The sequence below is a fragment of the Pseudomonas sp. RA_5y_Pfl1_P24 genome (assembly GCF_963970945.1).
Taxonomy (GTDB): domain Bacteria; phylum Pseudomonadota; class Gammaproteobacteria; order Pseudomonadales; family Pseudomonadaceae; genus Aquipseudomonas; species Aquipseudomonas tritici.
Map to the genome: position 1 here is coordinate 268383 of NZ_CAXAOJ010000003.1, position 21003 is coordinate 289385.

Consider the following 21003-nt stretch of genomic DNA (forward strand, 5'->3'; position numbering starts at 1 on the left):
GCATCACCTCGGTGTTCTTGAGACACCGAGTCGTTTGCATCGCAGGCAAGCCAGCTCCCACATTTGTTATGGGGCATCTTGAAAATGAAGCGTCTACTTGGCCTACTGGCCTTGTTCTCTCTACTGGCCGGTTGCGCCAGCGGCGTCATCAACCCCAACGGCTATGACGAAACCGGCACCGCCTCCTATTACGGCGCCAAACACCACGGCAATAAGACTGCCAGCGGTGAACCCTTCAACCAATACGGCCTGACCGCCGCCCACCGGCGATTACCGTTCGGCACCCAGGTCAAGGTCACCAATCTCGACAACGACAAATCCGTGGTTGTCCGCATCAATGATCGCGGCCCGCACACCCGTGGGCGCTTGATCGATCTTTCACGCAAGGCTGCCGAGCAGTTGGGCATGATCAGCAGCGGTACAGCGCGGGTGCGCGTACAAGCCTTGAGCAACTGACGATGGAGGCCTGGCCATTTTCGGACTAACCGCTCTCTCACCCTGGAGCCTGCTGGAATTGGTCAGCGGCCTCTTGCTGCTGATCATCGGCGCCGAAATCCTGGTGCGCGCCGCCGTGCGCCTGGCCGCAAGCCTCAAGGTACGGCCGCTGATCATCGGCCTGACGATTGTCGCCTTCGGCAGCAGCGCGCCACAGATGACCGTCAGCCTGCAAGCCACCCTGGCGGGCAATACGGACATCGCCGTGGGCAGCGTAATCGGCAGCAGCATCTTCAACATCCTGGTGACCCTGGGCCTGTCGGCGCTGATCATTCCGCTGCGAGTCTCGCGGCAGCTGGTGCGCCTGGACATCCCGGTGATGATCCTGGCCGGGCTGCTGGTGTTTACCCTGGCGGGCAATGAAGAACTTACCCCAACCGACGGCCTGTTGCTGCTCGTGGCCCTGGCCGCTTACCTCGGCGTTTTGCACTACCAGACCCGTCACTCTCGCCGCCCACGCACGCTGGATACAGTGGCCCGCGCGCCCTGGCTGAGCAGCGTGCTGCAGATGCTCAGCGGGTTGTTGATCCTGGTGCTGGCCGGGCATTTGCTGCTGGGCGCAGCGGTGGATGTGGCGGGCGATCTGGGCCTGTCGGAGCGCGTGATTGGCCTGACGCTGATCGGCGTCGGCACCTCGCTGCCGTGCCTGGCGACTTCGCTGATTGCCGCCCTGCGCGGGCAGCGGGAAATTGCCGTGGGCAACGTGATCGGCAGCAACCTGTTCAACCTGCTTGGCGTCTTGGGCTTGACCGCCGTGCTCGCCCCTTCGCCGCTGTCAGTATCGCCCAACGCTCTGGACTTCGACCTGCCGGTGATGCTGGCTGTCGTGGTCCTGTGCCTGCCGATGTTCTATACCGGCTACCGCCTGACTCGCGCCGAAGGCCTGGTGCTGCTGGGCCTATACCTGGCCTACGGGCTGCACGTAATGGCGTTCACCACCGGTATGCCACTGGCCAACAAGCTTGAACAACTGATGGTGTTTTATGTCCTGCCAGTGCTGGTGGCTTTTCTGTTGTTCAGCACGCTGCGAGCCTGGCGCCGCCAACACAAGAGGGAATCGCAATGACCGATCAGAAAAAGCCCGGGGTTGAAATGCGTCGCCAGGTCATGGGCGATGTGTTCGTCGACCGCGCCCTGGGCAATGCCACTGAGTTCACCCAGCCGCTGCAGGACTTCGTCAACGAACATGCCTGGGGCAGTGTGTGGAACCGCGAAGGTTTATCGCTGAAAACCCGCAGCCTGATCACCCTCGCCGCCCTGACCGCGCTGAAGTGCCCGCAGGAACTCAAGGGCCACGTGCGGGGCGCACTGAATAATGGTTGTACGGTGGAAGAGATCCGCGAGGCGCTGCTGCATTGCGCGGTGTATGCCGGTGTGCCGGCGGCGATTGATGCGTTTCGGGCGGCGCAGGAAGTGATTGAGGCGTATCAGGCCGATAAGCAGTGACTGTCAGATAGCGGGCTTGCCTGCGATTGGCCCTGAACCACACCACCGATCTCAGATCCAACCACCGGCCTGCAACACAAAGATCCCGATATTCGTAGTCACCGCCGCTATCAGCGTGGTGATTACGATAATCGCCGCCGCCAATTCATGGTTACCGTCAGCTGCCCTCGCCATCACGAAGCTTGCAGCGGCAGTCGGTGCGCCGAAGTACAGGAACAGAATCCCCAACTCTGGCCCTCGGAAGCCAAGCCACCATGCCCCCAGAGTGGCGACGACCGGGAGCCAGACCATTTTCATCAAGCTCGCGCTCAACGCCATGTTGCCGCTCTTGCGCAGCGCCGCCAAGGACAACGTGCCGCCAATGCAGATCAACGCCAGTGGCAACGTAGTGTCTGCCAGGTACTGCAGAGATTTTTCCAGCCAGCCCGGCAGGCCGATCTGAAAATAGGCGAACGGCGCAGCCACGATCACACTGATGATCAGCGGGTTGGCCGCCACACTTTTGAAGATGCTCCATGGGTCGGACTTGATCACCGGGCTGTACACCGCCAGCACAATGGTCGACAGCGTGTTGTAGAACAGGATCACCAGCGCCGCGAGGATCGCACCGAGGGAGATGCCGTAGTCGCCGTACATACTGGCCGCGAGCGCCAGGCCGATCACCCCGTTGTTGCCGCGAAACGCGCCTTGGGTGTAGATGCCTCGGTCTTCACGCTTGCATCTAAAGATCGCCCAGCCCCAAGCCAGGGCAAAGCTGAGCAAGGTGGCGACGGAAAAGTAAATCAGCAAGCCCGGCTTGAGCGCCGAATGCAGGTCGGCATGCAGGATGCCGAGGAACAGCAACGCCGGCATGGTGACGTTGAACACCAGGGATGAAGCCGTGTGGATAAAGTTGTCGTTGATCCAGTGGATGCGCTTGAGCAGCACACCGAGAAACAGCATGGTAAACACCGGCGCGGTGATGGTGAGGGTGGTGAGGAAAATTGCCAGCATGCCGGGGAGAACCTTGGTGAGCGTCGTTAGGTGGCTAATGATAAGCCAGTGTGGGCCGCTTCGTCTGGTCTACCGCTTTCGCGAGCAAGCCCGCCCCCACATTTTGACCGCATTCCTCCAGCATGAACGCGGTCGAATGTGGGAGCGGGCTTGCTCGCGAAGCTGGCGACTCGGTCTCAAGTAATAGGCGCAGGGTTAAACAAGGTGATGTCGTTATGCAGCTTGTGATGCTCGGCCCACGTCTGCTTTTTGCCGCTGGCCACATCCAGGTAGAAGTGAAACAACTCCCAACCCAACTCCTCGATGCTCGCGCGCCCAGTGGCAATACGCCCGGCGTCGATATCGATGAGGTCGGGCCAGCGCTGCGCCAGCTCCGTACGGGTCGACACCTTCACCACCGGCGCCATCGCCAGCCCATAAGGCGTGCCACGCCCGGTGGTGAACACATGCAGGTTCATCCCCGCCGCCAGTTGCAAGGTACCGCACACAAAGTCACTGGCCGGCGTGGCGCAAAAGATCAGGCCCTTGCCCTTGAAACGCTCGCCCGGGCCCAGTACACCATTAATTGCGCTGCTGCCGGATTTGACGATAGAGCCCAAGGACTTCTCGACGATGTTCGACAAGCCGCCCTTCTTGTTGCCCGGCGTGGTGTTGGCACTGCGATCCGCTTCGCCCTTGGCCAGGTAACGGTCGTACCAGTCCATTTCCCTGACCAGTTCCTGGGCAACTTCCTTGCTCTCTGCACGCGAAGTCAGCAGGTAGATGGCATCACGGACTTCAGTGACTTCGGAAAACATCACCGTCGCCCCCGCCCGCAACAGCAAATCCGAGGCGTAGCCCAGTGCCGGGTTGGCGGTGATGCCGGAAAATGCATCGCTGCCACCACACTGCATGCCCAGGATCAGCTCGGACGCCGGCACGGTTTCCCGGCGACGCTGATCGAGTTTCTTCAGGCGCGTCTCGGCCAGCGCCATGATCTGCTCGATCATTTCGGTGAAACCGTGGCTGGAGTCCTGCAGCCGATACAGCCACGGCTCGCTGAGGTCGACGGAGCTGTCGTTATCGTGCATGACCTGCCCGGCCTGCAATTTCTCACAGCCCAGACTGATCACGAGTGCTTCGCCCCCCAGGTTCGGGTTGCGCGCCAGGTTGCGCACGGTACGGATCGGGATGTAGGCATCCGTCGCCGTGATCGCCACCCCGCAGCCGTAGCTGTGGGTCAGCGCCACTACGTCGTCGACATGTTGGTACTTGGGCAGCAACTCATCCTTGATGCGCTTGACCGCATGGTCCAGCACCCCGGTGACGCACTGCACCGTAGTGGTGATGCCGAGGATATTGCGCGTGCCCACGGTGCCGTCGGCATTGCGGTATCCCTCGAACGTAAACCCTTCCAGCGGCGCCTGGGTCTCAGGCACCTCGGTGGACAGCGGCAAGCTGTCCAGCGGCGGCGCGGTCGGCATGCGCAGTTGATCTTCCTGCACCCAACTGCCGCGCGGAATCGGCGCCAAGGCGTAACCGATGGTCTGGCCGTAGCGAATTATCTGACCGCCTTCAGGGATATCTTCCAAGGTCACCTTGTGGCTCTGGGGGATGAAATCCACGGTCACCAGGCCATCCGGAAACTCCGTCCCGGCCGGTACACCCTGGTCATTGACCACGATCACCACGTTGTCGCGCTCGTGCAAACGAATCGAGCGCGGCGAGTCGGCATGTTCAATCAACTGCATTACATCGCCCCTCAGGAATGCGCTTCGGTAAGGTTGGTCAGCTCTGGGCCTTTGGCTGGTGGCTCTTTGAGCACCACACGCTTGATCGGACCGACGATGACCAAGTAGCTGAATACCGCCACCAGCGCGTTGGCGCCGACGAACACCAGGGCCCACTTGAACGAACCGGTGGTGGCGATGATGTAGCCGATGACAATCGGGGTGGTGATCGACGCCAGGTTACCGAAGGTGTTGAACAAGCCGCCACTGAGGCCGGCGATTTGTTTCGGCGAAGTGTCGGACACTACCGCCCAACCCAGTGCGCCAACGCCTTTGCCGAAGAAGGCCAACGCCATGAAGCCCACGACCATCCACTCAACGTCAACGTAGTTACACGCGATGATGCTGCTGGAGACCAACAGGCCGGCAATGATCGGCGCTTTGCGCGCGAACGTCAGGGAATGGCCCTTGCGCAGCAGGTAGTCGGAAATCACCCCACCGAGCACGCCACCGATAAACCCGCAGATCGCTGGCAACGAGGCGATGAAACCCGCCTTGAGGATGGTCATGCCACGGTCCTGCACCAGGTACACAGGGAACCACGTCAGGAAGAAATAAGTGATGCCGTTGATGCAGTACTGGCCCAAATAGACGCCGAGCATCATGCGGTTGGTCAGCAGCTGGCGGATGTAATCCCACTTCGGACCGTCAGTTTTCTTGCCCTTGCCTTTGTCCTGATCCATATCGACCATCGCGCCGTTGGCGGCGATGTGATTGAGCTCTGCTTCGTTGATCAGCGGGTGCTGGCGCGGGCTGTGGATAACTTTCAGCCAGATCAGCGAGAAGGTAATGCCGATCACGCCCATCACGATAAACACGTGCTGCCAGCCAAAGCGGTAGACGATCCAGCCCATCAGTGGCGCGAACAACACAGTGGCAAAGTACTGCGCTGAGTTGAAGATCGCCGAGGCGGTACCGCGCTCTGCGGTAGGGAACCACGCTGCCACGATACGTGCGTTACCGGGGAAGGATGGCGCTTCGGCCAGGCCCACCATGAAGCGCAGCATAAACAGCGCAACAACGGCGGTGGAGACGCCGAACTCACCGACATAGCCTTGCAGCACGGTGAACAGTGACCAGGTGAAGATGCTCAGGGCATAGACTTTTTTCGAGCCGAAACGGTCCAGCAGCCAGCCGCCGGGGATTTGCCCGGCCACGTAGGCCCAACCGAATGCGGAGAAGATGTAACCGAGGGTGACCGCGTCGATACCGAGGTCTTTTTGCAGGCTGGAGCCTGCGATGGCGATGGTGGCCCGGTCGGCGTAGTTGATCGTGGTCACCAGGAACAGCATGAGCAGGATCAAATAGCGGACGTGGGTCGGCTTGGTCGCTTGCATGTAGAAGTACTCCCACTAATTATTTTTTTTGCGGGTAATGGTTTTCTGTTTTTTTGTTGGGGGAGCCAGCAGGCATCTGGCCCCCACCTGGTGTCGCTGTTACGAACCGATGTAGCTGGTCTTCACCACGGTGTAGAACTCTTGTGCATAGCGACCTTGCTCACGCGAACCATAGGATGAGCCCTTACGGCCACCGAATGGAACGTGATAATCCACACCCGCGGTTGGCAGGTTGACCATCACCATCCCGGCCTGGGAGTGGCGTTTGAAGTGGTTGGCGTACTTCAGCGAAGTAGTGGCAATGCCCGCCGACAAACCGAACTCGGTGTCGTTGGCCATGGCCAGCGCCGCTTCGTAGTCCGCCACGCGCACAACGTTGGCGACTGGGCCAAAGATTTCTTCACGGCTGATGCGCATGGCGGCTTCGCTGTCGGCAAACAGCGTCGGCGCCAGGTAGTAGCCTTCGGTATCACAGGTCACCAGGCCGCCACCGCTGACCAGCCGCGCACCTTCACTTTGGCCGATGTCGATGTACTTGAGGTCCTGGTCCAACTGGGCCTGGGAAACGACCGGGCCGATATCGGTGCCGCTTTTCAAGGCGTGGCCGACTTTGATCGACTTCATGCGCTCAGCCATGGCCGCGACGAACTGGTCGTGAATACCGGCGGTGACGATCAAGCGGCTGGAGGCGGTGCAACGCTGGCCGGTGGAGTAGAACGCGCTCTGTACCGAGAGCTCGACGGCCTGCTTGAGGTCGGCGTCGTCGAGGATGATCTGCGGGTTCTTGCCGCCCATTTCCAATTGCACTTTGGCCTGGCGCGAGACACAGCTGACAGCGATCTGGCGACCTACACCGACAGAACCAGTGAAGCTGATGCCATCGACTTTCGGGCTGTTGACCAGCACATCGCCCACCACACGACCGCTGCCCATCACCAGGTTGAATACACCGGCAGGGAAACCGGCGCGCGAGATGATTTCGGCCAGGGCCCAGGCGCAGCCCGGTACCAGTTCAGCAGGTTTGATCACTACGCAGTTGCCGTAGGCCAGGGCTGGGGCGATCTTCCACGCGGGGATGGCAATCGGGAAGTTCCACGGAGTGATCAGGCCGACCACTCCCAAGGCTTCGCGAGTGACCTCAACGTTGACGCCTGGGCGTACCGACGGCACGTAGTCACCGGACAAGCGCAGGCATTCGCCGGCGAAGAACTTGAAAATGTTACCGGCACGGGTCACTTCGCCGATGGCCTCGGGCAGGGTCTTGCCTTCTTCCCGAGCCAGCAAGGTGCCGAGCTCTTCGCGGCGCGCGAGGATTTCGCTGCCGACTTTATCCAAGGCATCGTGGCGCGCTTGAATGCCGGAAGTGGACCAGGCCGGGAACGCCGCGCGAGCAGCATCGATGGCGGCGTTGACTTGGGCGACATCAGCCTTGGCGTATTCACCAATGACATCGGACAACTCCGACGGGTTGACGTTGACGCAATAGTCAGCGCCGGCCACCCATTGGCCGTTGATGTAGTTGTCAAAACGTTGGGCTTGGGACACGAATCTTCTCCTGACGCAAAAGGCCGCTGATTGCTCAGCGGCCTTATAGATAGGTTATTGCGGGCCTTGCTTGTCGATCAGCGCGGCCAGGGCTTCGTACTCTTCCGGCAACAGGTCGGTCAGCGGCGTACGCACCGGGCCGGCGTCATAGCCTGCGATTTTTGCACCGGCCTTGACGATACTCACGGCATAACCGGATTTGCGGTTACGGATGTCCAGGTATGGCAGGAAGAAGTCGTCGATGATTTTGCCAACGGTAGCGTGATCTTCGCGGGCAATCGCGTGATAGAAATCCATCGCGGTTTTCGGGATGAAGTTGAACACCGCCGAGGAGTACACCGGTACGCCCAAGGCCTTGTAGGCAGCGGCGTAAACCTCTGCCGTCGGCAGGCCGCCAAGGTAGCTGAAACGGTCACCCAGGCGACGGCGGATCGACACCATCAACTCAATGTCACCCAGGCCGTCTTTGTAGCCGATCAGGTTCGGACAGCGCTCGGCCAGACGTTCCAGCAGCGGTGCGGTCAGGCGGCAGACATTGCGGTTGTAGACCACCACGCCGATCTTGACCGATTTGCACACCGCTTCAACGTGAGCGGCAACGCCGTCTTGGCTGGCTTCGGTGAGGTAGTGCGGCAGCAACAGCAGGCCTTTGGCCCCCAGACGCTCGGCTTCTTGAGCGTACTCGATAGCTTGTCGGGTCGAACCGCCCACGCCGGCGAGGATCGGCACGCTGGTCGCGCAGGTATCAACGGCGGTTTTCACCACCTGGGAATATTCGCTGGCAGCGAGGGAGAAAAACTCACCAGTGCCGCCGGCCGCGAACAAGGCGGTCGCGCCATACGGTGCCAGCCACTCTAAACGCTTGATGTAGCCCGCCTGGTGAAAGTCACCCTGGGCATTGAAATCGGTCACCGGGAAAGAGAGCAGACCGTGGGAGAGGATGGACTTCAGTTCTTGTGGATTCATTATTCGAACACCCTGGGTAAAGACTTTCTGTCGAAAGGTTATTGTTGGTTTTGGTGATGTCGTACGTCATCGTACAACTATAAAAATATTCGTCAACTGCAATTCATCAAACTTCATCCGCAAGGTGTTTAGAGCCGCCTTCTTGACGTAGGAAAATTTTCCTCTAAGCTCGCCAATACTGTACGAACATACAGCAATCACGGAAGATTTTTACGACATAGCAAGGAGCTAACATGTCAGGTCTTGAACTCGCGGCACCCGAAAAAAACCCGCCTACCCTACGTTTCGAAGGCGGTGAACACACTGCCATCGGCGATGACACCCTGTTGCGCTTCGTCAAGGACGCACCGGCGATCCCCGCGCGCCAAGTCGAACTGCACCTGCCCAACGGCTTGGCGCTCACCTATGGCCAAGTGATCGCCCTGGGCGGCGACTTCTATGGCATCCCCGGCCAGCCCATCAGCGATGGTGCATCCCCGGCAGAGCGCGTGCAGCGCTTCACTGGCGCTTTCAACTCGCTGGCCGTGCTGCCCGCTTCGCGAGAAGAAGCACACAAGATCCTGGCGGTGATGCAAAAGGAGATCACTGCGGTCAAACAGGCAATAAAGGACGGCAAGCAGGCTCATCAAGCCTATGACGCCCTGGGCGATACGCTGTCTGAGGAATGGAACCGCATCACTGGGGGTGGCAGCGCTGTTTCGGCGCTTGTCCCGTTGGGCCGCTACCTGAAACTGGCGGCGGACAATGCCGACCACTTCGGCGAATGGGCGCTGTCGGCCTATTTGGCGGGGCATACGGCGGCGCTGCAACAAGCCGTGGTGGCTCACCAAACCGGCACCGACCAGGCCCTGGAACTGGCGTATGCCATGAACAGCTTTGCTGATCACTTTTTGACCGATCTGTTTTCCGCAGGCCACTTGCGGGTCCCGCGCAAGCAGTTGGCGGCAGTGGTAACGCCCGGTGAATTGGGCTCGCTGATCAGCCGTTTCATGCACGATGAAGACAGCACGTTCGGGCTCAAGGTGCGCAATGCCCTGGGAGATCAGTGGCACGCTTATGGGGATAAACGCTACTTCGACGCCATCGACGCGGACAACCGGACGCAGGTAAAACGTGCGGTGCAGGCCTCGGCGGATGAGGTCTTCGACACCTTCATCAGTGGTGTTCCGCCCTCCCCGGCCAACTTCAAGGCACCGCTGCATGTGCCGGACCTGAATGCCGCGCAGAACCCGGCGAATAACTTCTCACCGCTGTTTAAGGTAGAGGGTGAAAAGGTGCTGAGGCGCAAGGATGTGAATGACTTGAACGACAAGCACTGGACGAATGATTGGTGGGGGTGGAGTACGTATCTGTTGTTGAGGGACTACACGCCGAATAACCCGCAGCCTTGAGTTGAGCAAAGCCTCATGCGCGTTTGACACCGCTCGTCAGAACTGTGAATTCTGACAGTGTCGCGGCATTTCCAGCCATCCTAAGGTGATTGAGCCCGCACGAGACGTGCGGTGCTCACCCAATCTTCTGTTACTCAATGAGGCTTGATCATGGCGACTAAAATTTCGGTTACATTCAAAGGCCCCAAGAAAAACAGCACTTCGAATATCGACATCAGCGAACTGCCCAACAAAGGAGACCATATCAACCAGGACGGTCACCTTTTTGTCGTTGTGAGTAAAACGTTCTACTCGGAGAACGATGTCATCACTGGCGTTGAGTTCGAGTTGGCTGCTGCCTGATAGGCTTTTCTAAAGGCGCTGCGCCTCCGCCTCCTCATGAGCATGGCGCAGCCGCTCCCGACTATTCGTCAAATGCAACCGCATTGCCGCCCGCGCCGCATCTGAATCCCGGCGCGCAATCGCCTCATAAATTTCTTCGTGCTCGCGGCTCAAACGCCCCATGTAATGCTGCTGGTCATCATGCGCCAAGCGCGCAGAATTCAAACGCGTACGCGGAATGATGCTGGTACCCAGGTGGGTCATGATATCGGTGAAGTAGCGGTTACCGGTCGACAGCGCAATTTCGAGGTGAAACGCAAAATCGGAGGCTACAGCATCGCCGGCATGGGCCGCGCTTTCATTCAGGGCATCGAGCGCCGCACGCATGGCGGCCAGTTGCTCGTCGCTGCGACGCAATGCGGCCAACCCTGCGGACTCCACTTCCAGGCTGATCCGCAATTCCAGAATCGCCAGCACATCACGCAGCGTTACCACCGTGGCCGGGTCGATACGGAAGCCGCTTGGGCTCGGCGTATCCAGCACAAACGTGCCGATACCGTGACGGGTCTCGACCTGCCCCGCCGCCTGCAAGCGTGAGATGGCCTCACGCACCACGGTGCGGCTGACCCCATGGGCATCCATGATCGCCGACTCGGTGGGCAGTTTATCGCCACGCTTGAGCTGACCGTCGCGGATCTGCTCGGACAACACCGTGACCAATTCCTGGGCAAGGCTGCGACGCTTGCGGGGAAGACGAGGGGCGGTGGCAGCGTTATCCATGATGATCCATTTTTCTCGGCGAACTTGAACACGCATCATAGCCCATGGCGGTTGTACGATCACTGCCCGGGCACGACTTTCATTGATATCCTGCGCGCAAAAAAATGCCCCGACACAGATCGAGGCATTTTTGAGGCTCACCCGAGGGTGAAAACCGGTTACTTCACGACTTTCAGGCTCGGCCGGCCGCTAGGGCGCGGTGGCTCGGAATCCGGTGGCGGCAGATCGTCGCCATCTTCTGCTTCGATCGTTTCGTCATCCTCGAAAGGCGACTCCAGATCGAACACCATGCCTTGGCCGTTCTCCCGGGCATAAATGCCGAGGATGGCGCCAGTCGGCACGTAAAGCGTATGCGGTACGCCGCCGAAACGCCCTTCAAAGCTCACGGCTTCGTTGTCCATGTGCAGGTGGCGCACGGCACTCGGCGATACGTTCAGCACAATTTGTCCATCACTGGCAAAACCCTCCGGTACCTGAACCGCAGGAAATTCGGAATTGACCAGCATGTGCGGGGTGCAATCGTTGTCCACAATCCACTCATAGAGCGCGCGGACCAAGTAGGGTCGACTGGAGTTCATCAGCGGCTCCTTAAGCCTTAGCGCATATCGCGTTCGACACCAGACAGACTCGCCTGGAAAGCCTCACGCGCAAACTGGCGCTCCATGTAATCAAGCAGCGGCTTGGCCGGCCGCGGCAGTTCAATACCGAGAATCGGCAAGCGCCAGAGTATCGGTAATAGGCAGCAATCCACCAAGCTTTGTTCCTCGCTGAGGAAAAAAGGTTTGTCGGCGAACAACGGCGAAACACCGGTCAGGCTCTCGCGCAATTCCTTACGCGCCTGCACTCGTGCCGGCTCTTTACTGCGTGTGTCCAGAATCAGATCCACCAGCCCACACCAGTCACGCTGGATCCGATGGATCAGCAGGCGGCTGTTGGCACGCGCCACCGGGTACACCGGCAGCAAAGGTGGATGCGGGTAACGCTCATCCAGGTATTCCATCACCACGGTTGACTCCCACAACGCCAGGTCACGATCGACCAGGGTGGGCAAGCTGCCGTAAGGGTTCACTTCGATCAGTTTCGGTGGGTGGCGACCTGCCTCCACAGTGATGATCTCGGCGCTGACACCCTTCTCTGCGAGCACGATGCGTACTCGGTGGGAATAGTGGTCGGCGGGGTCGGAGTAACAGGCCAACCGGTTGGTCACGCCCATGGCGGTCCTCCTCGCGTGTTGAAATTATCGAAAGCTCAAAAACGAGCGCGCCCAGAGAGCATCTCTATAACGCCTGGCACAACCAGATCGCTACGTGTTCAGAGATGCCGCTGGGCGCGCAAGATTAACAGCAATTGCTTACGGTTGGATCAATGCACATCCTTCCAGTATTCGCGTTTGAGCAGATAGGCGAATACGAAGAAGAAAGCCAGGTACAGCAACACATACGTACCGATGCGCTGATGCTGCAATTTGACCGGGTTGGCAGAGTAGGCCAGGAAGGTCACGAGGTTCTTGACCGTCCCGTCGAACTGCTCCTCAGTCTGGGAACCTGGAGTCTCTATCGTCAGTTGATCGCACGCTTCATGAGTCAAGGGCGTGCCGGTCAACGGATCGTATTGCTTCTTGCCGTCTTCAACGACCTGAATCTGCTTGCATCCTACCACTTGCTTGCCTTGCAGGCCGACCAGAACGTTAGGCATGCCGACGTTCGGGAACACGCGGTTGTTGACCTGGTAAGGACGCGCCGGGTCTTCATAAAAGGATTTCAGGTAGCCATACAGCCAATCGGTACCGCGCACGCGCGCCACCAGGGTCAGGTCAGGCGGTGCAGCACCGAACCAGGCCTTGGCATCCGCAGGCTTCATGCCGATGTTCATGTGGTCGCCGATCTTGGCACCGGTGAACACCAGCTTCTCCAGCATCGTTTCATGAGGAATGCCGAGGTCATCGGCGACACGCTCATAACGCTGGAACTTGGCGCTGTGACAGCCCATGCAGTAGTTGGCGAACGTCCGCGCGCCGTCTTGCAGGGCGGCTTTATCCGAGACGTCGATATCGACTTTTTCCAGTTCCGGGCCGCCGTGTTCGGCAGCGAAGGACAGTAGCGGCAAGGCCGCAAGCATCAATGCAACAAATAACTTTTTCATCAGCCAGTCACCCTTTCCGGAACCGGTTTGGTCTTCTCGAGCCGGGTATAGAACGGCATCAGAATGAAGTAGGCGAAGTACAGGAAGGTGCAGACCTGCGACAGCAACGTACGCTCAGGCGTCGGCGCCAATACGCCCAGCACACCCAGGATCACGAACGAAATGCAGAACACCCACAGCCAGATCTTGCTCAGCCAGCCCTTGTAGCGCATGGACTTGACCGGGCTGCGGTCGAGCCAAGGCAACACGAACAGCACCGCAATGGCCGCGCCCATGGCGATCACGCCCATGAGTTTGTCGGGGATTGCGCGCAAGATTGCGTAGAACGGCGTGAAGTACCAGACCGGGGCAATGTGCTCAGGTGTCTTGAAGGCGTTAGCCTGTTCGAAGTTAGGTTTCTCCAGGAAATAACCGCCCATCTCCGGGAAAAAGAACACGATCGAGCAGAACACGAACAGGAACACCACTACGCCGACAATGTCTTTGACGGTGTAGTAAGGGTGGAACGGAATGCCGTCCAGCGGGATGCCGTTTTCGTCCTTGTGCTTCTTGATGTCCACGCCATCAGGGTTGTTGGAACCCACTTCGTGCAGCGCCAGGATGTGCAGCACTACCAGGCCGAGAATCACGATCGGCAGGGCAACAACGTGCAGCGCAAAGAAGCGGTTCAAGGTAATACCAGAGATCAGGTAGTCACCGCGAATCCACTGGGTCAGGTCGTTGCCGATTACCGGGATCGCGCCGAACAACGAGATGATCACCTGGGCGCCCCAGTACGACATCTGGCCCCAGGGCAGCAGGTAGCCCATGAAGGCTTCGGCCATCAGCGCCAGGTAGATCAGCATGCCAAAGACCCACACCAACTCGCGCGGCTTCTGGTACGAACCGTAGAGCAGGCCACGGAACATGTGCATATACACGACGATAAAGAACGCCGACGCGCCCGTGGAGTGCAGCAGGCGCAGGATCGAGCCGTACTCGACGTCACGCATGATGTATTCGACGGAAGCAAACGCTTCCTCCGCCGACGGCGTGTAGCTCATCGTCAGCCATACGCCGGTGACGATCTGGTTGACCAGCACCAACAGGGCCAGGGAGCCGAAGAAGTAGAAGAAGTTGAAGTTTTTCGGCGCGTAATATTTGCTGAGATGGTCTTCCCACATTTTAGTGGCGGGGAAGCGCGCATCTACCCAATCCATGAACTTACTCATGACGCGTTCTCCTTATCGAGGCCAATGACAATGATGTCGTCAGATTCGTACTCGTGCGGAGGAACCGGCAAGTTCAAAGGCGCAGGCTGGGACTTGTAGACGCGGCCGGCGAGGTCGTAGTGGGAACCGTGGCAGGGGCAGAAATAACCTCCGACCCAATCCTTGCCCAGGTCCACAGGAGCGACTTCCGGGCGGAAGGTCGGCGAGCACCCCAGGTGGGTGCACAGACCAACCACCAGCAGGATCTCTGGCTTGATCGAACGTGCTTCGTTCTTGGCGTAGGCGGGTTGGTCGGACTTCTCGGACTTCGGGTCAGACAACTGGCCCTCGATCTTCTTGAGATTCCCCAGGATTTCCTCTGTACGACGAACAATGAAAACCGGCTGGCCGCGCCATTCAGCAATCATCTGCTGGCCTGGCTCGATTTTGCTGATATTCACCTTCACCGGTGCACCTGCGGCTTTCGCCTTGGCACTGGGAAACCATGACCCCACGAACGGGACCGCAGCCCCCACCGCTCCTGCAGCACCCACCACGGATGTGGCTGCTACCAAGAAGCGACGCCGGCCTGCATTCACGCCGTCATTGCTCATTCAGTCCTCTCCCATCAGCTTTTTGGCCTGTTAAATCAGGCGTCTACTAAGTATTAAATCTGAACTTATAAAAATTTTGCCGAATGGTAATGAAAAGCCCCACGTATGACAAGGGAATTGCCCGGGGCTCCGCCTCCAGGCCTTGTAGTATAGGGGGTCTACGGATGTGGCAAGTTGTCACGGCGATTTTTATGCATAAATCGCAGGCAATAAAAAACGCCCAGCTCCGTGAGGAGGCTGGGCGCTTTGTGGAACGTAAAGCGAATTAACGCTTCGAGTACTGCGGACGCTTACGCGCTTTACGCAGACCGACTTTCTTACGTTCAACTTCACGGGCATCACGAGTCACGAAGCCAGCTTTGCGCAGAGCGCCACGCAGGGTTTCGTCGTACTGCATCAGAGCGCGAGTGATACCGTGGCGGATTGCGCCAGCTTGACCACTTACACCGCCACCGATAACGGTGACGTAGATGTCGAACTTTTCAACGGTCTCGGTCAGTTCCAGCGGCTGACGAACTACCATGCGGGCAGTTTCGCGACCGAAGAAGTTTTCCAGAGTGCGGTTGTTGATCGAGATGTTACCAGTGCCCGGACGCAGGAAAACGCGTGCGGTTGCGGTTTTGCGACGGCCAGTGCCGTAATTTTGAGTCGCCGACATAATGAACTATTCCGTTAAAACTTCAGTTCTTGGGGCTGCTGAGCAGCATGAGGGTGTACAGCGCCCGCATAGACTTTCAGCTTGCGAAACATATCGCGACCCAGTGGGCCCTTCGGCAGCATGCCTTTGACCGCGATTTCGATCGGGGCTTCAGGCTTCTTGGAAATCAGACCTTCGAAGTTCGAAGACTTGATACCGCCTGGGAAACCGGAGTGACGGTAGTACATTTTGTCTTGCGCTTTGTTGCCGGTAACACGTACCTGCTCAGCGTTGATGATCACGATGTAGTCACCGGTGTCAACGTGAGGGGTGTACTCAGGCTTGTGCTTGCCACGCAGACGGCTGGCGACTTCAGTGGCCAGACGACCCAGGGTCTGACCAGCGGCGTCGACGACAAACCAGTCGCGCTGAACTGTTTCCGGTTTTGCAGTAAAAGTTGTCATTCTTTAATAGCCTCAGGGGCCGCCCTGTAAATTAGACGGCGGATCTTACTGAATAGTGCGTACTTTGACAAGTCAAAGGCAGCCGGATACAGACGCTATCGGGGGCTCGGGTCGGCGCGTCCGTTCAACGGCAAGATTCTTCGGCAGACGGCGCATCACTTCCACTGCAGAAAGAGGTGGGCAATTATGCAGATTGCGAAAAAAAATTCAACCTGCTTTTATGATTGTTTTCCCTGAAGGAGTACCCGATGGATTATCGACAGCTGGGCCGTACGGATCTGAATGTGAGCGCGATAGCCTTGGGCACCATGACCTGGGGCGAGCAGAACAGCGAGGCAGAGGCCTTCGCACAGATCGAGCGAGCCAAGGCCGCGGGGATAAACTTCCTCGACACGGCCGAAATGTACCCGGTGCCGCCCAAGGCCGACACCTATGCCACCACCGAGCGTTATATCGGTAATTACTTCAAAAGCCGTGGCGACCGCGCCGACTGGATCCTTGCCAGCAAGATCGCCGGCCCCGGCAACACCATTGATTACATCCGCGACGGCCACCTGCGCCACAACCGCAAGCACATCGTTGAAGCCCTGGATGCCAGCCTCAAGCGCCTGCAGACCGACTGGATCGACCTTTACCAACTGCACTGGCCGGAGCGCAGCACCAACTTCTTCGGCCAACTGAGCTACAAGCACAAGGACGAAGACGACCTCACCCCGCTGGAGGAAACCCTCGAAGCGCTGGACGAGCAAGTGAAAGCCGGCAAGATCCGCCACATCGGCCTGTCCAATGAAACGCCGTGGGGCACCATGAAATTCCTCGCCCTGGCCGAAGCCCGTGGCTGGAGCCGCGCGGTGTCGATCCAGAACCCGTACAACCTGCTCAACCGCAGTTTTGAGGTGGGTTTGGCGGAAGTCGCGATTCGTGAGCAGTGCGGTTTGCTGGCGTATTCGCCACTGGCGTTCGGCATGCTCAGCGGCAAGTACGAGAACGGCGCGCGCCCTGCAAAAGCACGACTGACGGAATACAGCCGCTTCAGCCGCTACTTCAACCCGCAGTCGGAAGCGGCGTGCAGTCGTTATGTGGCGCTGGCTCGGGAGCATGGTCTGGACCCGGCACAGATGGCCTTGGCGTTTGTCACGCAGCAGCCGTTTGTGACCAGCAACATCATCGGGGCGACAAGCCTGGAGCAGTTGGACAGCAACATTGCCAGTGCTGATCTGAAGCTCACGAAGGAGGTGCTGGAAGGGATTGAGGCGATTCAGAAGGATCACCCAAATCCTGCTCCCTGATTGACCGGTAGACCGCTATCGCAGGCAAGCCAGCCCCCACATTTGACCGAGTACATCCATTTGTAATGCGGTTGAATGTGGGAGCGGGCTTGCTCGCGAAGAGGTCCTAAGCATCGCTACAAAACCATCAAAGCGCCCGCGCAATAATTTCCTTCATGATCTCATTGGTCCCCGCATAAATCCGCTGCACCCGCGCATCCGCCCAGGCCCGGGTGATCGGGTATTCCCACATGAAGCCGTAGCCGCCGTGCAGCTGCACGCACTCGTCGAGCACCTTGCACTGTAAGTCCGTGGCCCAATACTTGGCCATCGCTGCCGTAGGCACATCCAGCTTGCCTTCCAGGTGCAACGCCATGCACTTGTCCACAAACACGCGGCCGATCTGAATCTCGGTGGCCATCTCCGCCAGCTTGAAGCGGGTGTTCTGGAAGTCCGCAATCGCCTTGCCGAACGCCTTGCGCTCGCGGGTGTATTCCAGGGTCCACGCCAACGCCGCCTCGGCCGACGACAGCGCGCCGATCGCCACCGTCAATCGCTCCTGAGGCAACTCCTGCATCAAGTACGCGAAGCCCATGCCCGCCTGGCCCAACAGGTTTTCCTTGGACACACGCACGTCCTGGAAGAACAGCTCCGATGTGTCCTGGGCCTTCATGCCTACCTTCTCCAGGCGCTTGCCCTTGGCGAACCCCGGCGTGTCGGCTTCCACCAGAAACAGACTGATGCCTTTGGCGCCGGCCTTGGGGTCGGTCTTGGCGACGACTATTACCAGCTCGGCCAGATAGCCGTTGGTGATGAAGGTCTTGGAACCATTGATCACATACTCATCGCCCTCCAGCACCGCCGTGGTCTTGACCCCTTGCAGGTCGGAACCCGCCCCCGGTTCAGTCATGGCAATAGCCGTGACCCTCTCGCCGGAGATCAACTTGGGCAGGTATTTGTGCTTCAGCGCCTCACTGCCGTAATGCAGGATGTAAGGCGCCACAATATCCGAGTGCAGGGAAAAACCGATGCCAGTGAGGCCCAGCCGGCTGATCTCCTCGATCACCACCGCGCTGTACAAAAAGTCCGCGCCCAGCCCGCCGTATTCCTCCGGCAGATGAGAACACAGCATCCCCGCCTCCCCCGCTTTGCTCCACAAATTTCGGTCGATGTAGCCCTGTTTCTCCCATTGCCCATGGAACGGCGCGGCGTCTTTTTCAAGGAAGGTACGCACGCTTTCGCGGAAGAGTTCGTGTTCCGGGCTGAATAAGGTTCTGGGAATCATGGGTCACCTGCATGGATTGTCGGACAAAGACGAACCCACAGAGACTATGCCGCGAAGGCATCACGGGACACTGGACACATGCGACAAAAAATAAGACGATCCAGCCGTCTGGTGACCACTTTCCCCTATAAGAATAAATGAAATTATGTCTAACCAAATCTCCACGCCGTTGCGGCGCATCAGCATTTTGGCCATTGATCGGGTATTCGCTTCAACCCTCATGCAAGCCAAGGATTTTTTCCACCTCGCCAGCCTGCGTTACGGCAAGCAACTGGGCCAGGGCCTGACCCCTGCGTTCGAGACAAGGCTGGTCAGCCCCGACGGGCACTCGGTGCGCAGCTTCAGTGATGTGATCATGCCGGTGGACGGCGGCCTGGAAGACGCCGACATCATCGTATTACCGGCCTTCTGGGATGACTTCGACGCCTTGTGCGCGCGCTACCCTCAAGTGCTGCCGTGGCTGCGCGAGCAACATGCCCGCGGTGCGGTGTTGTGCGGCGAAGCCACCGGGGTGTTCTGGCTGGCGGAAGCCGGCCTGCTCGACGGCAAGGAGGCGACCACCTACTGGCGTTTCTTCAACGCCTTCAGCGAGCGCTTCCCCAAGGTCCAGCTCAACCAGGACAAGCACCTCACCGACGCCGACAACCTGTATTGCGCTGGCGGCACCACCTCGGCGTGCGACCTCTACATCTACTTGATCGAGCGTTTCTGCGGCGCCAACATCGCCCAGGCCGTGGCCCGCGACATCCTCTACGAAGTGCAGCGCAGCTATGCACCTGGACGCATTGGGTTTGGCGGGCAGAAGCTGCACCAGGACGTGATCATCCTGCAGATCCAGCATTGGCTCGAAGAGCATTTCGCAGACAAATTTCGCTTCGAAGATGTGGCACGGGAACACGGCATGAGCATCCGCAATTTCATGCGCCGCTTCCAGACCGCCACGGGTGACAAGCCGCTGCATTACCTGCAGCGGCTGCGAATTGAGACGGCGAAGGGACTGCTCTCGGGCAGCCGCAAGAGCATCAAGACCATCAGTTATGAGGTGGGTTATGACGATGCGAGTTTCTTTGCGCGGCTGTTCAGGCAGCACACCGAACTGTCGCCGAACCAGTATCGCCAGCAGTTCCAGCAGGCTGCCTAAGTTAGGTTGAACGCGGTAAAAATGTGGACGCGGGCTTGCTCGCGGCCACATTTGATTTACATCATTCTTAAGGTTTGTGACCGCGCGACAGGAACTCGTGGGACTGCATTTCCAACAAGCGGCTCAGCGTGCGCTGGAACTCAAAGTTCAAACGACCGCCGGTATACAGGTCCTTCAGCTCGACTTCCGCCGAAATGATCAGCTTGACGTTACGGTCGTAGAACTCGTCGACCATATTGATAAACCGTCGCGCGATGTCGTCGGTGGTCACGCTCATCTGCTCCACGCCGCTCAAAATCACCGCGTGAAAGATCTTGCCCAGTTCGATGTAGTCGTTCTGGCTACGCGGGCCGTCGCACAGTTGGCGGAACTCGAACCAGGCCACATCATCGCAGGTACGCAATGCGATGATTTCGCGGTTCTCGATCATCAGCTTGTCGTTTTCCACCGCCTGGGTGCATTCCGGCGTCAGCGCACGGAAGCTTTTTTTCAAGCTTTCATGGGCCGCTTCGTTCAGCGGGAAGTGAAACAGCTCCGCTTGCTCCAGGTGGCGCAGGCGGTAGTCGACGCCGCTGTCGACGTTGACGATCTCGGTGTTCTGCTTGATCAGCGCGATGGCCGGCAGGAAGCGTGCGCGTTGCAGGCCGTCCTTGTACAAACCGTCAGGCACGATGTTCGAGGTGGCGACCAGCGTCACGCCGTTCTTGAACAGTTCTTCCATCAGCGTGCCAAGGATCATGGCGTCGGTGATGTCGGAGACGAAAAATTCATCGAAGCAAATCACCCGCGCCTCATCAGAAAAGCGCTTGGCGATGATGGTCAGCGGGTTTTTCTCGCCCGGCAGGGTCTTCATCTCTTCGTGCACACGCTTCATGAAGCGGTGGAAGTGCGTCCGCACCTTTTCCTTGAACGGCAGTGCTTCGAAGAACGTATCGACCAGGTAGGTCTTGCCACGGCCCACGCCGCCCCAGAAATACAGGCCCTTGACCGGCGTGTGGTCTTTTTTGCCAAACAGCTTGCTGAACATACCTGGCTTGCTTTGCGAGGCCGCGACCAGGTCGTCGTACAGGCGCTGCAAATGACGCACTGCCGTTTCCTGGGCCGCGTCATGGAAGAACTCAGGGCGTCTCAAATCAGCTTGATATCGTTCTAGGGGCGTCATAATTTCGTTAGCAAGGCAACAAAAACGGGCGGTCACTGTAACGACGGCCCTGGATAA

The 21003-nt window shown here is 58.8% G+C and carries 22 protein-coding genes; 7 read left to right on the forward strand and 15 right to left on the reverse strand.

Annotated features, from left to right (window positions below):
- Positions 1-84 precede the first annotated feature (84 nt).
- Genes AACY30_RS05950 through AACY30_RS05960 form a run of 3 tightly spaced genes read left to right on the forward strand, consistent with a single transcriptional unit; the run spans position 85 to position 1941 of the window.
- On the forward strand, positions 85-456 hold the full coding sequence (locus tag AACY30_RS05950; RefSeq protein WP_339468462.1) for a septal ring lytic transglycosylase RlpA family protein: 372 nt from the start codon (positions 85-87) through the stop codon (positions 454-456).
- Positions 457-514: 58 nt separating this feature from the next.
- Positions 515-1561, forward strand: coding sequence for a calcium/sodium antiporter (locus tag AACY30_RS05955; RefSeq protein ID WP_339468461.1), 1047 nt, complete (start codon positions 515-517; stop codon positions 1559-1561).
- Positions 1558-1941, forward strand: coding sequence for a carboxymuconolactone decarboxylase family protein (locus tag AACY30_RS05960; RefSeq protein ID WP_339417475.1), 384 nt, complete (start codon positions 1558-1560; stop codon positions 1939-1941). Before AACY30_RS05955 ends, AACY30_RS05960 begins: the two co-directional genes overlap by 4 nt.
- A 51-nt stretch (positions 1942-1992) precedes the next feature.
- On the opposite strand, the gene AACY30_RS05965 is transcribed toward AACY30_RS05960, so the two are convergent.
- The 5 genes from AACY30_RS05965 to kdgD form a co-directional block, all read right to left on the reverse strand.
- Positions 1993-2934, reverse strand: coding sequence for an AEC family transporter (locus tag AACY30_RS05965; protein WP_339468460.1), 942 nt, complete (start codon positions 2932-2934; stop codon positions 1993-1995).
- Between the two features lie 176 nt (positions 2935-3110).
- The gene (gene garD / locus AACY30_RS05970) at positions 3111-4664 is read right to left on the reverse strand and encodes a galactarate dehydratase (RefSeq protein WP_339468459.1); all 1554 of its coding nucleotides are present in this window, start codon (positions 4662-4664) and stop codon (positions 3111-3113) included.
- 11 nt (positions 4665-4675) lie between these two features.
- Entirely contained in the window at positions 4676-6040 is a 1365-nt protein-coding gene (locus AACY30_RS05975; protein WP_339417471.1) for an MFS transporter, read from the reverse strand.
- Positions 6041-6139: 99 nt separating this feature from the next.
- A complete protein-coding gene (locus tag AACY30_RS05980; protein WP_339468458.1) occupies positions 6140-7585 on the reverse strand; it encodes an aldehyde dehydrogenase family protein in 1446 nt (481 codons plus the stop codon).
- 54 nt (positions 7586-7639) lie between these two features.
- The gene (gene kdgD / locus AACY30_RS05985; protein ID WP_049710004.1) at positions 7640-8551 is read right to left on the reverse strand and encodes a 5-dehydro-4-deoxyglucarate dehydratase; all 912 of its coding nucleotides are present in this window, start codon (positions 8549-8551) and stop codon (positions 7640-7642) included.
- A 233-nt stretch (positions 8552-8784) separates the two neighbouring features.
- Here kdgD and AACY30_RS05990 point away from each other — a divergent pair, with 233 nt between their 5' ends.
- Both AACY30_RS05990 and AACY30_RS05995 read left to right on the forward strand, forming a co-directional pair.
- Positions 8785-9942 (forward strand): phospholipase, encoded by a 1158-nt coding sequence (locus AACY30_RS05990; RefSeq protein ID WP_339468457.1) that lies wholly within the window; start codon positions 8785-8787, stop codon positions 9940-9942.
- A 150-nt stretch (positions 9943-10092) separates the two neighbouring features.
- Positions 10093-10284 carry a hypothetical protein gene (locus AACY30_RS05995; protein ID WP_339468456.1) on the forward strand — a complete coding sequence of 64 codons (192 nt, stop codon included), beginning with the start codon at positions 10093-10095 and terminating at the stop codon, positions 10282-10284.
- Between the two features lie 9 nt (positions 10285-10293).
- Here the strand turns inward: AACY30_RS05995 and AACY30_RS06000 are convergent, their stop codons facing one another.
- The 8 genes from AACY30_RS06000 to rplM form a co-directional block, all read right to left on the reverse strand.
- On the reverse strand, positions 10294-11043 hold the full coding sequence (locus AACY30_RS06000; protein WP_339468455.1) for a FadR/GntR family transcriptional regulator: 750 nt from the start codon (positions 11041-11043) through the stop codon (positions 10294-10296).
- Between the two features lie 158 nt (positions 11044-11201).
- A complete protein-coding gene (locus tag AACY30_RS06005) occupies positions 11202-11621 on the reverse strand; it encodes a ClpXP protease specificity-enhancing factor (RefSeq protein ID WP_339417464.1) in 420 nt (139 codons plus the stop codon).
- A 17-nt stretch (positions 11622-11638) separates the two neighbouring features.
- A complete protein-coding gene (locus AACY30_RS06010; protein WP_339417462.1) occupies positions 11639-12256 on the reverse strand; it encodes a glutathione S-transferase N-terminal domain-containing protein in 618 nt (205 codons plus the stop codon).
- A 149-nt stretch (positions 12257-12405) separates the two neighbouring features.
- Positions 12406-13185, reverse strand: a complete 780-nt coding sequence (locus AACY30_RS06015; protein WP_065879619.1) for a cytochrome c1 — start codon at positions 13183-13185, stop codon at positions 12406-12408.
- The gene (locus AACY30_RS06020; RefSeq protein ID WP_032877803.1) at positions 13185-14396 is read right to left on the reverse strand and encodes a cytochrome b; all 1212 of its coding nucleotides are present in this window, start codon (positions 14394-14396) and stop codon (positions 13185-13187) included. The genes AACY30_RS06015 and AACY30_RS06020 overlap by 1 nt, the downstream gene beginning before the upstream one ends.
- Positions 14393-14989, reverse strand: a complete 597-nt coding sequence (petA, locus tag AACY30_RS06025) for a ubiquinol-cytochrome c reductase iron-sulfur subunit (protein ID WP_339417458.1) — start codon at positions 14987-14989, stop codon at positions 14393-14395. Before petA ends, AACY30_RS06020 begins: the two co-directional genes overlap by 4 nt.
- A 265-nt stretch (positions 14990-15254) precedes the next feature.
- Positions 15255-15647, reverse strand: a complete 393-nt coding sequence (rpsI, locus tag AACY30_RS06030) for a 30S ribosomal protein S9 (protein ID WP_003216038.1) — start codon at positions 15645-15647, stop codon at positions 15255-15257.
- A gap of 14 nt (positions 15648-15661) precedes the next feature.
- Complete coding sequence (gene rplM, locus AACY30_RS06035) at positions 15662-16090, reverse strand: 50S ribosomal protein L13 (protein WP_003171742.1); 429 nt, start codon at positions 16088-16090, stop codon at positions 15662-15664.
- Positions 16091-16338: 248 nt separating this feature from the next.
- Here rplM and AACY30_RS06040 point away from each other — a divergent pair, with 248 nt between their 5' ends.
- The gene (locus AACY30_RS06040; RefSeq protein WP_339417456.1) at positions 16339-17379 is read left to right on the forward strand and encodes an NADP(H)-dependent aldo-keto reductase; all 1041 of its coding nucleotides are present in this window, start codon (positions 16339-16341) and stop codon (positions 17377-17379) included.
- A 127-nt stretch (positions 17380-17506) separates the two neighbouring features.
- Here AACY30_RS06040 and AACY30_RS06045 read toward each other — a convergent pair whose 3' ends face one another.
- A complete protein-coding gene (locus tag AACY30_RS06045) occupies positions 17507-18643 on the reverse strand; it encodes an acyl-CoA dehydrogenase family protein (RefSeq protein ID WP_339468453.1) in 1137 nt (378 codons plus the stop codon).
- 220 nt (positions 18644-18863) lie between these two features.
- Here AACY30_RS06045 and AACY30_RS06050 point away from each other — a divergent pair, with 220 nt between their 5' ends.
- On the forward strand, positions 18864-19784 hold the full coding sequence (locus tag AACY30_RS06050; RefSeq protein WP_339455585.1) for a GlxA family transcriptional regulator: 921 nt from the start codon (positions 18864-18866) through the stop codon (positions 19782-19784).
- 67 nt (positions 19785-19851) lie between these two features.
- Here AACY30_RS06050 and zapE read toward each other — a convergent pair whose 3' ends face one another.
- On the reverse strand, positions 19852-20946 hold the full coding sequence (gene zapE / locus AACY30_RS06055) for a cell division protein ZapE (RefSeq protein WP_339539997.1): 1095 nt from the start codon (positions 20944-20946) through the stop codon (positions 19852-19854).
- Positions 20947-21003 lie beyond the last annotated feature (57 nt).